Raw genomic sequence first — 14,685 nt, 5'->3', positions numbered from 1 at the left:
TTTCTGGATTGCCACGTCGCCTACGGCTCCTCGCAATGACGACCTTCAGTATCTACGCAACAATACCTCCTTGCAATGACGTTAAACCAACATACACTTCATATAATTCTCTTCTATCCCTACCAACTTCGCTTTAAATATCTGCCCTATTTCTAAAGGTTTATCTAGCTTTACCGGAATAAAATTTTCGGTATGGGCAATATTATTATTCTCTACTAATAACTCCACCTTCTGTCCTATATGTTTTTTAAAGAATTCGGTCAACTGGTTTTGCCCTTCTTGCCTTAAAATTTCTGCCCTTTCTTTTCTTATATTTTTAGGTACTTGGGGCATACGTGCTGCAGGCGTTCCTTCTCTTTCCGAATAAGGAAAAACATGTAAATATTGTAATTCCGCTTCTGAAATTAATTTTCTTGTATTTTCAAACATTTCAGGGGTTTCAGTCGGGAAACCAGCTATAATATCCGCACCAAAAGATACTTCCGGTCTTATTGCCCGCAGCTTCCGACAAAACTCTATTATGTTTGCTCTATTATGACGTCTTTTCATACGTTTTAATATCATATCGTCACCTGCTTGCAAGCTAATATGAAAATGCGGCATTATCCTTTCACTATAAGCTATAAGCTCAAAAAGTTCATCATCTATTTCTGCAACATCTATTGAAGATAATCTAAGCCTCTTTAATTCAGGGACTAAATTCAACACTCGTTTAATCATTTGTGCGAATGTTGGACTTCCCGGCAAATCACTACCGTAAGCCGTGACATCGACACCGGTAAAAACTACTTCTTTAAAGCCGTTTAATACCAAATGCTTTACCTGCTCTGCTATAGCTCCTATTGCTACTGATCTACTTTTTCCTCTACCATAAGGGATAATACAGAAAGTACAAAAATGATCACAACCGTTTTGTACCTGAATAAAAGCACGAGACTTACCGTCAAAGCTACTTACTAAATGACTTGCCGTCTCTTTCACCGACATTATATCGTTAACTGTTATTTTTGCATCGGTAATTTGGTAGTAATTAGGTAATAACTTCTCTTCATTACCTATAACTTTGTCAACTTCCGGCATATTACCGTACATTTGTGGACTTGTTTGAGCACTACAGCCGGTAACAATAATTTTTAAATCAGGATTATTTTTTTTAGCCTTGCGTATAGCTTGTCTTGCTTGTTTCTCAGCTGCTTTAGTTACCGCACAAGTATTGAATATTGCCACATTATCGATACCCGACAATTCCAAGTTTTTTCGTATTATCTCACTTTCGTAAATATTAAGTCTACAGCCAAATGTTACTACGTCTTGTCTTAAATTATTGCTCACAATAATATTCCCCACGTGCTACAAGCGTAGCTGCCCCTTGCATTATTATATTACCGTTTTCTTCTTTCATAGTAAGGTTACCGTGCTTAAAGACTATAGTACTTGGTGAATGGATAAAACCGCGCTTTAAACCGGCAGCAAAACTACCGCAAGCTCCGCTTCCGCAAGCAAGCGTTAACCCTGCCCCCCGCTCCCAAACGGATAAATAGATTTTATTATCTTTTACTTCAGCAAAATTAACGTTTACCCCATCTGCGAATAATTCCTTAGCCTGCAATTTTTCACCGACAATTTTTTGATCTTGAGGTTCTAACTTACTAAAAATAACCACATGCGGATTACCTATATCAACGCAAATAGTTTCCTTTAAATCAATCATATAACGCTCTGCAAATTCCCAAACTTTATCACGACTTGGCATCCAAGCTGCATTAAAAGTAACGCTTCCTACATTAACGCTAATATTATTTTCATCATTGACATTACATAGCAATTTTTTATTGCCTACCATTACGGTAATATTTTTCTTTCCCATATCAAGATAAATTAACTTGGCTAAACATCTTGTAGCATTACCACATAATTTAGCACTAGAGCCGTCTATGTTATATATAATCATTTCATAAAAACCATTATGCTCTTCATAAATAATAAACTGATCACAACCGATACCTGTATGACGCTCAGCCATATTTTTTGCTAACTGCGATAAATCATATGAACTTGATAAATCTCGCTTGTTAACAATAACAAAATCATTACCGAGACCATGCATTTTTACAAAATTAATTTTACTAATCATAATGTTTTACATATTAGGAAATTGTATTATAGCAAATTTCTTGGAATTTGCTATAATGTAAGTGATGATATATAAAAATGTAGACTATTATGCTAATTTCACGTTTCTTAGACCCTAAAAATAACTATGCATTTTTAAAAATTTTCGGTATAGAAAAAAATAAGGATATACTTATTCATTTTCTAAATGACATTTTAGGTTATACGGGAAAAGAAGTAATTACCGAAGTTACTTTTTTAAAAAAAATCTAAGATCCCGATATCGCTGCTTATAGACAATCTATAGTTGATGTATTATGTAGATATAAATATGGTACTCAATTTATTGTAGAAATGCAGGTCAGCAAACATCCAGGTTTTGAAAAACGAGCTCAGCTTTATACAGCAAAGGCCAAGACAAATAATAAAAGAAGATGAAGATCATAAAAAAAATGGCAGTATATGCAAAACTTCGAGGAGTAATATTCTTAGCTATTGCCGATTTTATTTTATTGCCCGATAAAAAAGATTGGAGATCAGATCATAGATTACTTGATACTAAAACTTATGAGAACGACCTACAAGATTTTTATTTTATCTTTTTAGAGCTTGAGCAATTTAATAAAGAATTAGATCAATTAGAGAACCTTCAAGAAAAATGGGCATATTGCTTTAAACATGCACATGAAAGCACTCTAGAAGAAATGGAGAATTTGATAGGTCATGATTTTATTATTAAAAAAGCTTTTTATGCTTTGGATCAAGCTAGTTGGTCTGAAAAAGAGTTAAATACTTATGAAAAAATGATAAAAACCGAAATGGATAATCTAACCGTAGAAGAGCAGAAAATTATGGATGCTGAAGCTAAAGGGGAAGCAAGAGGGGAAGCAAGACAAAAAATTTCTATAGCTAAAAAAAATGTTAGCAAAAAATAAACCTTTAGATAAAATTATAGATTTTACCGGTTTAACAGAAAAAAAATTGAGCAATTAAAGTAATGAAGATCCTTAATATTATGCTAAGTCGTGACCTTGGCGGCATTCAACAAGCATTTTTAGATTATAGCACTGCTTTAGAGATGCAACAAATTGAGGTTATAAATATCACTTCTTACAAGGCAAAAATAAATGCCTTTCTACACAAACAAAGCTTAAAACTACCTAATATAGTACCATTTGATTTACTCTCGGTACTTATTCTTAAGTATATAATTCATAAGACTAAGCCCGATATAATTATAGCACACGGTAATAGAGCAATAAATTTTAGTAAATTTGCTAAATCACAAAATATAAAATTAATCGGTATCGCTCATAATTATAGTTTAAAAGGACTACGTAAATGTGATTTTGTTATTGCCTTGACGCATCATATGAAAGAATTTTTACTAAAAAATAACTTTGCCGAATCTAGGATATGCATCCTACCGAATATGATAAATATTGCTAAAGACTTTATTCCAAATAAAACATATAGAAAACCTGTCGTAATTGGTGTACTAGCAAGATTTGTAGCTAAGAAAGGTGTTGATGTTTTTATTAAAGTTATCAAAATTTTAAAAGAAAAAAAATATGATCTTCATGCAGTTATAGGTGGAAGCGGCAAGGAAAAAGATAATTTAATTGCTTTAGCACATAAACTTAATTTATAAGATCAAATATCATTTACGGGATGGGTTAACGATAGAGATAAATTCTTTAAACAAATAGATATTTTTTGCTTACCGTCTCTTCATGAACCGTTTGGAATTATAGTGCTTGAAGCAATGGAGGCAAGCGTGCCTATCGTTAGTACAGATACTGAAGGGCCTGCAGCAATCTTAAACGACATGCAAGACGGGCTTATTTGTAAAGCCGGCTCTGCTGAAGATTTAGCAGAAAAAATTGTCTATCTAATAGAGAACCCTATAAAAGCAAAAGAATTTTCTAAAAACGCCTACCTTACTCTCAAACAAAATTATGACATTAAAGTTGTTTCTGAAAAGTTACAGCATATTTTAGAAAGCTTCAGATAAGATGAATTTAAGGGTGAGCCTACACAGCGTATAAAAATACGTGAACACAAGCGAATCCTGCAAAATTCACTTATATCAAGCTTTCTAAAATATGCTGTAGCAACATTATTACGTAATTATAAAAATAGTTAGTTGAAAAACTAATAGTCTATATTGACATAACGGTTTAAAGATTCTTAATTAATATTAAGTAATATGAATTTATTTTAATGAACCTACTCGATGAACTTCGTATGCAGATTTTTCATTTACTTAAAATATATTCTAGTTTTATCGATTTCATCATTTCTTTTATGTGGTTGTAATGCAAAACACGATAATATTCCCCCTAAACTCTCATTACCTACTACTTGGAATAATTATTCTCTAGAACAAAATAAATAGTACATCCTCCAAATGGTGGCTGCAATTTAACGATCCGGTGTTAAATAACCTAATCGAAGAATCTTTAACCGGTAACTCCGATATTGAGCTGGTAATGAGTAATGTGCTAGCAGCGAAAGCACAGCTTAACCTTATTAATTCTTATAGATTTCCACAAATCAATTTACAAGGCGGAGCAAATCGAATAAAAAACAGTAAAGAAACAAAAGCACCGAATGAGCCGAAATTCTCTAATAATTTTGGGCTAGCAAGCGTGCTTAATTACGAGCTGGATTTATGGAAGCAGCCGCCAACGGCTAGCGAATCGGCTAAAAAAACTTTCCTTGCAAGTGAGTATAGCAAGGCAACGGTACGTTTATCGGTTATAAGTAACGTCACTATAAGTTACTTTAATCTTTTAGCATTAGACAAACAAATCTATCTAACTGAAAAACTAATTGAGGCTTAAACGGAAATTTATAAATTAAATCAGAAATTATATAATCTTGGCATAGGTGATTTAATATCGGTTAGTGAAGCTGCTTCCGAGCTTGCACTTACTAAGTTATCATTGCCGCCTTTAAAACAACAAAGACATGAGCAGGAAACCGCTTTAAAAATTTTAGTAGGTAGAATTCCTGAAAATATAGTAAACGGCTTAATTTATCGTGATAAACCAATAGATTACTTCCCTGCTCTACCGGTATTACCTAAAATATTACCATCAGAGCTTTTAGAGCAAAGACCGGATATTAAAGCAGCAGAGCAGAATTTACTAGCAGCAGATGCAAACTTAAAAACAATAAAAGCTACTTATTTTCCACAAATTTCTTTAACAGGCTTATTAGGATTCGGTAGCAATAAACTTAATACTCTGTTTACTAACTCAGCTGAGACTTGGCAGGTAGGCAGCCACATAGCAGGACCTATTTTTGATTTTGGCAAATAACAATGCTTAAAACAATAATGCGGAATTTGATATTGATAACATTACTAGTACTAATAGTAATATTAGTGGTTTGGGTAATAAAATATCATCATAAAAGCATTAAACAAATCACTATAGCAGCTCCGGTTAAGGTAACACAAGTTATCAGAAAAGACGTACCTGATGTGATAGAACTTGCAGGAGTAGCTGAAACTTACCAAAGTGCTGATATTCAATCTCAAGTTACGGGCCAAATATTAAGTGTAAATTTTGATGACGGACAAGAAGTAAAAACAGGTGATTTATTATATGAAATCGATTCTCGTCCATTTCAAAATCAATTACAGCAAGCACAAGCAAATTTACTAAGTGATACTTATAACCTTGAAGAGGCTATAAAAGAAGAGGCAAGATATCGTGCACGAGGAAAAAGCCGTTTCGGAAGAGCAGTATTTACAGATGCTAACTAATATGAATATGCTTAGGGCCACCGTGGAACGCGATAAAGCAATTATTGCAGACGCTAATTTACAAATCGAGTATTCAAAAATAGTAGCTCCTTTTGATGGTAAACTTAGTGAGAGTAATGTGGATATAGGTGATTTAGTATTGCCGGATTTTGTGTGTCTAGTAACTATCAATACTATCTCGCCTATTTATGTCAACTTCTCCGTACCTGAAAAATATCTCGATCGTATTAATAAATCTCAAAAATCTAATGATTTAGCTTTGACGGTCAGAACCGTAAGCGACCAAGAAATTAAAGACGGTGAGATCGTTTTTGTCGATAATTCGATTGATCCAAATAGCGACACTATCAAAATTAAAGCAACACTACCTAACCAAAACGAAATATTATGACCGGGACAGTGTGTTCGTGTATCCCTTAACGATTTACATCGAAAAAGAGGCTTTAATAGTTCCGTCTAAAGCCATGCAAACTAACGATCAAGGTCCCTTATGTATTTGTTGTCGATCAAGATAATAAAGCCGTGGTCAAGAATATAGATATAGTGTTTTCTAATGATGATTTTATTGTTATTAAAAGCGGTATAGATGAGGGAGAAACGGTAATCACCAACGGGCAGCTACGATTATCTAACGGAGCAGAGGCGAGTGTTAGGGAGGAGTAGTGTCAAATCGTCATTGCGAGCAGGCGTCATTGCGAGGAAATTACAAAGTAATTGACGAAGCAATCTTAGGAGATTGTCATTATTTCATGAGATTGCCACGCTTCTTACAGTCGCTCGCAATGACGATATGTATGACGGGGAAAATCCATAAAACAGGAAAAAAATAATTGGGTATTTCAGAAATATTTATTAAGCGTCCGGTTCTTGCTACTTTATTCATGGCAACTATTTTGCTGTTTGGAGCATTCGGCTATAAGCTATTACCGGTAAGCGTTTTACCTGACATCAACTGCCCGACTATTCAGGTTTCAGTAAGCTTGCCTGGAGCTGACCCTAATACTATGGCGTCTTCAGTTGCATTACCGCTTGAAAAGCAATTCTCGACGATATCAGATATTGACTCGATGAGTTCGGTTAATAGTAACGGTACTACTCAAATTACTTTGCAGTTTAATTTAGACCGAGATATAGATAGAGCAGCACAAGACGTACAAGCAGCTACCGAACGACTTACCTACCCTGCCCTCATATCGTAAAGTAAATCCTACCGACGCACCTATATTTTATTTATCTTTAACCTCTGATACTCTCCCCCTTATATACCGTGGACTATTACGCCGAAACCATTATGGCTGAACGTTTATCTATGCTGCCGGGTGTTGCACAGGTACAAGTTTACGGCTCACAGCAATATGCAGTGCGTGTTGCAGGTTGACCCTGTTAAAATGGCAGCAAATAATATAGGGCTTGACCAAGTATTAAACATTATCAGCTCTGCTAACGTTAATTTACCGACCGGAGCTTTATACGGTAAAGATATCTACTCAAGCATTAGAGCCCCTGGGCAATTACAAAATGCTAAAGAATATAATGAGTTAATATTAACTTATAAAAACGGTAATCAGCTTTTTCTTAAAAATATTAGGAAAGCCATTGATAGCGTAGCTAATAATAAAATAGCCGCTTGGTATAGGGATAAGCCGGGGGTAATACTTGCTATTCAAAAACAACCGGATACTAAATACTATTGAAATAGTCGACTCTACAAAAGAAGTATTGCCGTTGCTTCGCAGGCCAATCCCTGAGGGTATTAATATTAATATCATGTTTGATAGGTCAATTTCTATCAGAGAATCGGTAAATGATGCCAGTTTTACTATGCTACTCGCTTTAATACTCGTAGTGATTGCTATATTGCTCTTTCTACATAACTGACAATCCGTGATTATTCCGACTATTGCCCTTCCTTTATCAGTTGTCGGTACTTTTGCCTTTATGTATCTATTCGGTTATAGCATCGATAATATGTCTTTAATGGCTCTAACGCTTGCGATGGGTTTTGTCGTGGATGATGCAATAGTAGTGCTTGAAAATATCACACGACATATGGAAAAAGGCAAGAGTAAAATAGCAGCATGTATTAACAGTACTAAAGAAATAGGATTTACTATCATCTCAAGGACTTTATCCCTAATGATGATATTCATCCCAATATTATTTATGAGCGGAATTTTAGGGAAGCTACTGCACGAACTTGCCATTGTTATTACTACCGCTATTTTGCTTTCGGGAGTTATCTCGATAACCGTAACTCCTATGTTATGTAATGTGTTTTTGAGGGATCGTCATTGCGAGGAACGTAGTGACGAAGCACTCTCAGGGCAACCAACCGAGATTGCCACGGCGTCTTTGACGCCTCGCAATGACGACCTACCACTAACCGAAAAAGCCTTTGAATATGTCAAACAAAAATATGGTAGCAGTCTAAAAACAGTAGTAGAGCATTCAAAAACTACTATGCTTATATTTTCTCTTAGTAATCATCGCAACGGCTTATTTATTTGAGAAAGTACGCAAAGGCTTTATGCCTGATTCCGATACGGGACAAATCTTAGTTTTTACCGACGCCGCTCAAACTATTTCTTTTGATGCGATGGTGCAAGAACAGCAACAAGTAAGTGATGTATTACTTAAAAATCCTAATATAGATTCATTTTTTTCTGCCATAGGTGTTTCAGGTAGAAACTCTGCCGTAAATCAGGGTACGATTTTGATTAGCTTAAAACCTCGTGATCAAAAAATAGGAGCTGACGCCGTTATAGATCAGTTAGGTTCAAAACTAAATCATTTAGTAGGTTTAAGGGTATATATCCAGAACGTACCTACTATTACGATCGGCGGACAAGCAACCAAAAGCTAATATCAATATACTATGCAAGAACTCGATCAAGATGTGCTATTTAACTGTGCACCGAAATTAAAGGACAAGCTCGCACGGCTGCCAGGTTTTATTGACGTAACTTCGGATTTACAGCCACAAACTTTAGTGCAGATTGATAGATATAAGGCTGCAAAACTCAGTATATCAGTCGAGCACGTTCAGAATATCTTATATGCAGCTTACGGTGCTGAGCAGATTTCCACATTATATACCCCAACAGCTCAATATGACGTTATTTTAGAGCTAGATCCTAAATATCAAACAGATTCGTCACAATGTTATCTTTAGTCAATATTAACTCCGCAAGCAGCAATTTAGTACCGCTAACTACCCTTGCTAAAATTGTTAATACTGTTAGTATTTCACATTTAGGGCAATTACCTTCAGTTACGGTATCATTTAACCTGCAAGATGGATATTCAATTAGTAATGCCGTTCCAAAAGTTAATCAAGCAATAAGAGAGTTACAAATGCCGGCTACGATTACGGGAAGCTTACAAGGAACAGTTCAGGCATGTCAGTCGTCTTTTTCCGATCTTGGCTTATTGCTTGGACTTGCCGTTATAGTTATTTACATCATCCTTGGCATGTTATATGCAAGTTTTGTGCATCCTATAACTATACTTTTAGGACTACCTACCGCTATATTTGGAGCATTACTCACTCTACTAATATTTAATAGCGAACTTGATATGTACGAATTTGTTGGACTTATAATGTTAATCGGTATAGTGAAGAAAAACGCTATCATGATTATCGATTTTGCCTTAGAACTTGAGAGAACTGGCAATAAATCTTCGCATGAAGCAATTTATGAAGCATGTATAATACGATTCAGACCGATTATGATAACTACCCTAGCTGCCTTAATGAGAGCTATGCCTATTGCTCTTGGAGTCGGAGCAACAGGAGCAGAGAGAAGATCACTAGGACTTACAGTAGTGGGAGGTTTACTCACATTGCAATTACTTACTCTTTACATCACACCGATAATTTGCCTATATCTAATATTTAGAAACAGCTAAGAAATGGTTAAAGCATAGCAATTATAAAGCTGAAATTAGAAACTATCCGGAATTAAATTGGAACTCTTAATGTTGTTGTATGGCGTGAGAAACTCGTTCGGTGTTATACCGTGACTTGACCACGATATCCAGAAAAACAACTAAAAATACTAATAATATTAGTATTTTTAACTAGACCCTGTGGACAAGCCACGGCGTGACAGTGGTATCAAGCTTGTTCAGTATTCGGCGTCGTTTTCTCTTCTCCAGCAACCGTAATTTCGTCACTATCATAATTAAATGTGTCCGTTGTAGAAGGAGTAGACGGTACAGACGATGTGCTTACTAACTCAGAAGACTTTTGATCTAAATAGTCTCTTACTTCTCGTTTACCAAGTAATTCCATAGCATCATTTTTATTACTTTCTTTTATATATGCTTCGGGAATATATGCCTTAATATATTCCATATCAGATGCGTTTTTTAATAAATAAGGTGATACAAATTCTGTCCTTACCGCTTCTTTTATAATTAGCAAATGAGTAAGCAACACAAATACCGTAGTCATTTAATAAATGCTTGTGTCTTGTCTATTGAATGTTGTTTTGCAGATTCCACAGCTCTTAAAGCATATAAATATCTGTTCTCTTGTTGCTTGAATAGAAACATCATCTGAAGCCATCCCGTAAGCTTTTTCAAGCTCTTGATCTTTAAAAAATGTAATTTTTTTGTTAATTCTTTTATTTCAGTAACAATAGGGTTTTGAAGGCCTTTTACAAAGGTAAGACTAAGCAGTACTTGCTGAGAGTTTACTTTTCATAATATACCTATTAATAAATTTAACATATTTCTATATTCAAATATTAATTTTTATTAATAAATAATAATCTTACTTAAAAAGTAATAAACCTATTGATAGTAATAAATATATCATATCAGAGATTGCTGTATATATCTAAAGACTGGAGATTCCTGCTTTTAGCTAAGAATAGGCTTATTATATCGAACAAGCATTACTGCCGTTATCATCATCTTCACGGATAAATTTTTGCTTTACCTTAGAATTGTTATTATACGGCTTACTATTTTTTACCGGTGGATAATTTACAGGCTCATAATTTGTAACGGGCGGGGCATAATTTTGATTTACTACAGCATTTGGACAAGTATATTTTGATATATCACGCTTAGTTTCTCTAAGCATGGCTTTTATCTGATTTAATTCCTCTTGTATCTTTTTTTCTTTATCGCTATCGTCTTTTCTAACCTTTTTATTCGCTCTACTTAAAGTCATATCATCATCGGATTCAGCGAAGCCGGCTTCTGCTTTTTGCCTTGCTATATCCCTTTTAATCATTTTAAGATACATTTCACGATTTCTCTTTACAGGATCGATTCTTTCTCCTCTTAAAGGACTATCGCTATCATAGTCATCATCATCGTCGTTATCATAATCAAGATTATCTTCTACTATATTCTTTTTAGCCAAAGTGATATATTTATTATTATATACAGGTTTTCTCTTACCACCTTTAGCACCTTTGCTATCAACCAATCTGTTATTTGCTGATCTTTGAAAATAGCTTCTAAAATTATCTGTACAAGCTGAAAGTAAAAACATTCCTAAAAATAATATTATAATTTTTTTTAACATATATTTATATTATTCCAAAACTTTTATTAGACTTCCTGTACAACTTAGCTAATAAGGAGGAATTTGTAGGAGACAAGGAACGCAGCACCGCAGCGTACGCTTTGGTACGTGAGGATGCGAGTACCGGATCAACGCACAAATTACCCTTAGAAGCAAGTTATGCAGAAAGTCTATTATAATTAATGCCACATAATAGCCAAACTTGCAAGGATAAAGAGCCGAACTGCTATGTGCTTAATTAAATTATCGTTATTCTGAGGTATTTTTGGTCTTGTTGTATGTCTCCCACCCCGTTATTGCAAGCGACTAAAAGGAGCGTGGCAATCTCAGGACTTTAGCACGAGATTGCTTCGTCAAAACTTACAGTCTTCCCTCGCAATGACGGAAAACAAAATCTAAATCACCTCTTCTATTAGGTTACTTAATAGCTTATGCCCTTCTTTTCTTCTTTTTAATAAATTTTGTGAAGCATCCTCTAATATTTTTGGATTACTTATCAAATCGAGTATTTTGTCTGCTAATTTTCCTGCAGAAATATTATTCTGCTCTAAACACCATCCTGTTTTTTTATCTTCCAATAATTGTGCATTGTAATATTGATGATTATCCGCAGCACTAGGCAGTGGAATAAAGATTGCCGGCAACCCTATATAGGTCAATTCTTCTATAGTAGATGCTCCTGCTCTTGAAATCACTAAATCGGCTTCTTTATATTGCAATGCCATATTATCAAAAAATTCAGCAAATTCATAAGTAATATTTAATTTCGAGTATATATCTTTTATTTTTACTTGATCATCTAATGCTGCTTGCTGGATTATATTTAATTCAAGACTTGGCTGTTTTTGCATCAAAATTTGGATACTTGCAGGTATCAGCTCTGAAAATAACTTAGCTCCTTGACTACCGCCAAAAATGAATATTGTAAAAAGCTTGTCATTCCGTGGCTTGACCACGGAGTCCAGTGCTTTTATTAAAGACTTTTTGGACCCCGTGGTCAAGCCACGGGACGACATTTCTATAACCTTTAATTCCCTAATATTCTCTCTAACTACCCCACCGGTAACTACTATTTTACTTTTTGCAAATTCCGGTAAATTCTTTATTTTTTCATAAGAAATAGCTATCTTTTTAGCAAAGCTTGCAAAAAATTTATTAACTTTTCCAAGGTAAGAATTTTGTTCATGAATTATAATCGGTACTCTTAAAAAAATTGCTGCAAACATCGGAGCTATAACAGGATAACCGCCAAACCCTACAGTGACGGAAGGCTTCATATTATATAATAATTTAATGGCCTTTAAAACTGCAATTGATAACCTAGGTAAAAACAAGAAAATATTACCTGAGCGTTTTAAATCTAGGATATGAAAAATTACTTTCATATCCTGCTTTATATATTGTTTGCATCTTAAATCAGTAATAAAATGAACTTCATAGCCACGTTTGATTAATTCTTCTCCAAGAGCAACTGCCGGGAAAAAATGTCCCCCCGTCCCTCCTGCTACCAAAACGATTTTTTTCATATTTCAATATTACGAATTTTGTACGAATTTAACGGCGTTCGGTGTCTTGTAAAGCCAAGAAGCATACCAGTAGCGATAGCTATTGCAAGCGTTGAAGAACCACCGTAACTAATAAACGGTAATGTCATACCTTTAGTAGGAAGTAAATGTAAAGTCACGCCCATATTAATTATTGCCTGAAGCCCTAATTGTGCAATTATACCGCTAGCAGCGAATTGTACAAATTTATCTGTTTCGTTTAATAACTTAATAAGACTTCTTAATACTATAAAAGCAAATATACCTATAACAATAAGGCAAATAATAGCTCCAAACTCCTCACCTGCTACAGCAAAAATAAAATCCGTATGCGAGTCGGGTAGTACCTGCTTTACTGCCCCCTCCCCTGGACCTCGTCCATATAACCCGCCATGCTCAAAAGCCTTAAGAGACTTACTAACTTGATAATTCTCGCTACTATCTGGATCTAAAAACGAATTAATTCTTCGCGTTACGTGCGGTAACCAAAAATAAGCAATAGTTACTCCTAACATTCCTAAAAAACCGGCTAAAACAATCCAAAATATCGGCATACCCGCAATAAACAGTTGAATACCAAAAACTGCCGTAATCATTACCAGCATTCCAAAATCCGGCTGAATAATTAAGAGAATAGCAACAATAGAATAAAGTACTACACAAATCGTAAAACTTGGAAAATCATCATTAAATTTTAGCGATAATATCCAGCCTGTAACAACTGCAAAAAACGGTTTGATAAATTCCGAAGGTTGAATAGATAGACCTAGAATATTAATCCATCGCACTGCGCCTTTTACTTCATAGCCAAAAAATTTAACTGCTATTAATAAAACTATACTAGCAATAAATCCAACTATTGCAAAACGCCTTAACCATTTTTTATTAAGACATGAAAATAATAATATAAGTCCTGAAGCGGCAGCTAAATAAAATATTTGTCTAGATGCAAAATAACTTTCTTCAAGACCTATTCTACTTGCTACTGCTGAACCTGAGGTAGTAACAAGCATTAGACTAAAAGCAAATAAGATAATTAAAGAAATTATTATTTGCCTATCGGTACCCCGCCACCATAATTTTATAAAGTTATTAGATATTTCGTTATTCATATTATAGTTATTCAATTATGGCTATATTTATAATGTTATTGCATGGATCGGAAAACACCCTCGATGTCACCCCGTGGCTTGACCACGGTATCCAGAAAAACAATAAAAAATACTAATATTATTTAGTATTTTTAACTAGACCCCGTGGTCAAGCCACGGGGTGACAGGATACTACACAATTTTATAAACAACTCGCCACGCTCTTCAAAATTTTTAAACTGATCATATGAGCTACAACTAGGTGCTAACAAGATATTTTTTATCTCCGCGTTATCACCTACTGCATCCTTATAAGCAAGATCGAAAGCCTGCTCAAGATTATCACATATTACAAAATCTACTATATTCTTAGCAGTATTTGCAAATATTTCTTTAGCTTGACCATAAAAATAAGCTTTCTTAATTTGACTGAAATAAGGCTTTATTTCCTCAATACCACCCTCTTTAGGTATTCCTCCCGCAAGCCAGTAAATATTATCGAGTGCTTTAATTGATTGCACGGCAGATATGGCATTTGTCGCTTTACTATCATTGTAAAAACTTATATTATTTATACTACCGATATATTGCATTCTATGAGGTAAACTTTGAAAACTACTT

At 34.6% G+C, this 14,685-nt stretch carries 16 protein-coding genes and 5 pseudogenes; 14 read left to right on the top strand and 7 right to left on the bottom strand.

Translation table 11 applies throughout. The features are described from left to right. Window positions 1-81: 81 nt before the first annotated feature. Together mtaB and dapF are read right to left on the bottom strand one after the other, a co-directional pair. On the bottom strand, window positions 82-1,347 hold the full coding sequence (mtaB, locus tag O6R16_RS04590) for a tRNA (N(6)-L-threonylcarbamoyladenosine(37)-C(2))-methylthiotransferase MtaB (protein ID WP_499680199.1): 1,266 nt from the start codon (window positions 1,345-1,347) through the stop codon (window positions 82-84). After that, window positions 1,322-2,134: a diaminopimelate epimerase gene (gene dapF / locus O6R16_RS04585; protein WP_499680198.1), complete on the bottom strand. Its 813-nt coding sequence runs from the start codon at window positions 2,132-2,134 to the stop codon at window positions 1,322-1,324. Before dapF ends, mtaB begins: the two co-directional genes overlap by 26 nt. 89 nt (window positions 2,135-2,223) lie before the next feature. Here dapF and O6R16_RS04580 point away from each other — a divergent pair. The 13 genes and pseudogenes from O6R16_RS04580 (at window position 2,224) to O6R16_RS04520 (ending at window position 9,796) form a co-directional block, all read left to right on the top strand. Continuing rightward, window positions 2,224-3,105, top strand: a pseudogene (locus tag O6R16_RS04580) (Rpn family recombination-promoting nuclease/putative transposase). Between the two features lie 4 nt (window positions 3,106-3,109). Further along, window positions 3,110-4,126, top strand: a pseudogene (locus O6R16_RS04575) (glycosyltransferase family 4 protein). A 421-nt stretch (window positions 4,127-4,547) separates the two neighbouring features. Further along, window positions 4,548-4,958 (top strand): TolC family protein, encoded by a 411-nt coding sequence (locus tag O6R16_RS04570; RefSeq protein WP_499680197.1) that lies wholly within the window; start codon window positions 4,548-4,550, stop codon window positions 4,956-4,958. 102 nt (window positions 4,959-5,060) lie between these two features. Next, on the top strand, window positions 5,061-5,438 hold the full coding sequence (locus tag O6R16_RS04565; protein ID WP_499680196.1) for a TolC family protein: 378 nt from the start codon (window positions 5,061-5,063) through the stop codon (window positions 5,436-5,438). Between the two features lie 32 nt (window positions 5,439-5,470). Continuing rightward, a complete protein-coding gene (locus O6R16_RS04560) occupies window positions 5,471-5,887 on the top strand; it encodes a hypothetical protein (RefSeq protein WP_499680195.1) in 417 nt (138 codons plus the stop codon). Then, window positions 5,877-6,278, top strand: coding sequence for an efflux RND transporter periplasmic adaptor subunit (locus O6R16_RS04555; protein ID WP_499680194.1), 402 nt, complete (start codon window positions 5,877-5,879; stop codon window positions 6,276-6,278). Before O6R16_RS04560 ends, O6R16_RS04555 begins: the two co-directional genes overlap by 11 nt. 131 nt (window positions 6,279-6,409) lie before the next feature. Next, entirely contained in the window at window positions 6,410-6,550 is a 141-nt protein-coding gene (locus O6R16_RS04550; protein WP_499680193.1) for a hypothetical protein, read from the top strand. Next, window positions 6,550-6,717 carry a hypothetical protein gene (locus O6R16_RS04545; RefSeq protein WP_499680192.1) on the top strand — a complete coding sequence of 56 codons (168 nt, stop codon included), beginning with the start codon at window positions 6,550-6,552 and terminating at the stop codon, window positions 6,715-6,717. Before O6R16_RS04550 ends, O6R16_RS04545 begins: the two co-directional genes overlap by 1 nt. After that, window positions 6,718-7,086, top strand: a complete 369-nt coding sequence (locus O6R16_RS04540; RefSeq protein ID WP_499680191.1) for an efflux RND transporter permease subunit — start codon at window positions 6,718-6,720, stop codon at window positions 7,084-7,086. Window positions 7,087-7,275: 189 nt separating this feature from the next. Next, a complete protein-coding gene (locus O6R16_RS04535; protein WP_499680190.1) occupies window positions 7,276-7,581 on the top strand; it encodes an efflux RND transporter permease subunit in 306 nt (101 codons plus the stop codon). Further along, a pseudogene (locus O6R16_RS04530) lies at window positions 7,544-8,395 on the top strand (efflux RND transporter permease subunit). Before O6R16_RS04535 ends, O6R16_RS04530 begins: the two are co-directional and overlap by 38 nt. Before the next feature lie 19 nt (window positions 8,396-8,414). Beyond that, window positions 8,415-9,059: pseudogene (locus tag O6R16_RS04525) on the top strand (efflux RND transporter permease subunit). Then, window positions 9,047-9,796 carry an efflux RND transporter permease subunit gene (locus O6R16_RS04520; RefSeq protein WP_499680189.1) on the top strand — a complete coding sequence of 250 codons (750 nt, stop codon included), beginning with the start codon at window positions 9,047-9,049 and terminating at the stop codon, window positions 9,794-9,796. Before O6R16_RS04525 ends, O6R16_RS04520 begins: the two are co-directional and overlap by 13 nt. 208 nt (window positions 9,797-10,004) lie before the next feature. On the opposite strand, the gene O6R16_RS04515 is transcribed toward O6R16_RS04520, so the two are convergent. Next, window positions 10,005-10,343 (bottom strand): hypothetical protein, encoded by a 339-nt coding sequence (locus tag O6R16_RS04515; RefSeq protein ID WP_499680211.1) that lies wholly within the window; start codon window positions 10,341-10,343, stop codon window positions 10,005-10,007. A 429-nt stretch (window positions 10,344-10,772) separates the two neighbouring features. Continuing rightward, complete coding sequence (locus tag O6R16_RS04510; protein WP_064463605.1) at window positions 10,773-11,429, bottom strand: hypothetical protein; 657 nt, start codon at window positions 11,427-11,429, stop codon at window positions 10,773-10,775. An 11-nt stretch (window positions 11,430-11,440) separates the two neighbouring features. Here O6R16_RS04510 and O6R16_RS04505 point away from each other — a divergent pair. After that, window positions 11,441-11,605: pseudogene (locus O6R16_RS04505) on the top strand (palindromic element RPE1 domain-containing protein); the annotation flags it as partial. 219 nt (window positions 11,606-11,824) lie between these two features. Here O6R16_RS04505 and murG read toward each other — a convergent pair. The 3 genes from murG to O6R16_RS04490 form a co-directional block, all read right to left on the bottom strand. After that, entirely contained in the window at window positions 11,825-12,955 is a 1,131-nt protein-coding gene (gene murG / locus O6R16_RS04500; protein WP_499680188.1) for an undecaprenyldiphospho-muramoylpentapeptide beta-N-acetylglucosaminyltransferase, read from the bottom strand. Beyond that, complete coding sequence (ftsW, locus tag O6R16_RS04495; protein WP_499680210.1) at window positions 12,952-14,085, bottom strand: putative lipid II flippase FtsW; 1,134 nt, start codon at window positions 14,083-14,085, stop codon at window positions 12,952-12,954. The genes murG and ftsW overlap by 4 nt, the downstream gene beginning before the upstream one ends. A gap of 131 nt (window positions 14,086-14,216) precedes the next feature. After that, window positions 14,217-14,685: glutamate ligase domain-containing protein (locus tag O6R16_RS04490; protein ID WP_499680187.1), on the bottom strand; the 469-nt coding region annotated here is incomplete at its 5' end.

This window comes from Candidatus Rickettsia tasmaniensis (assembly GCF_036857515.1).
GTDB classification, from domain to species: Bacteria; Pseudomonadota; Alphaproteobacteria; order Rickettsiales; family Rickettsiaceae; genus Rickettsia; species Rickettsia rickettsii.
This window is presented reverse-complemented; position numbering and strand designations above follow the sequence as displayed.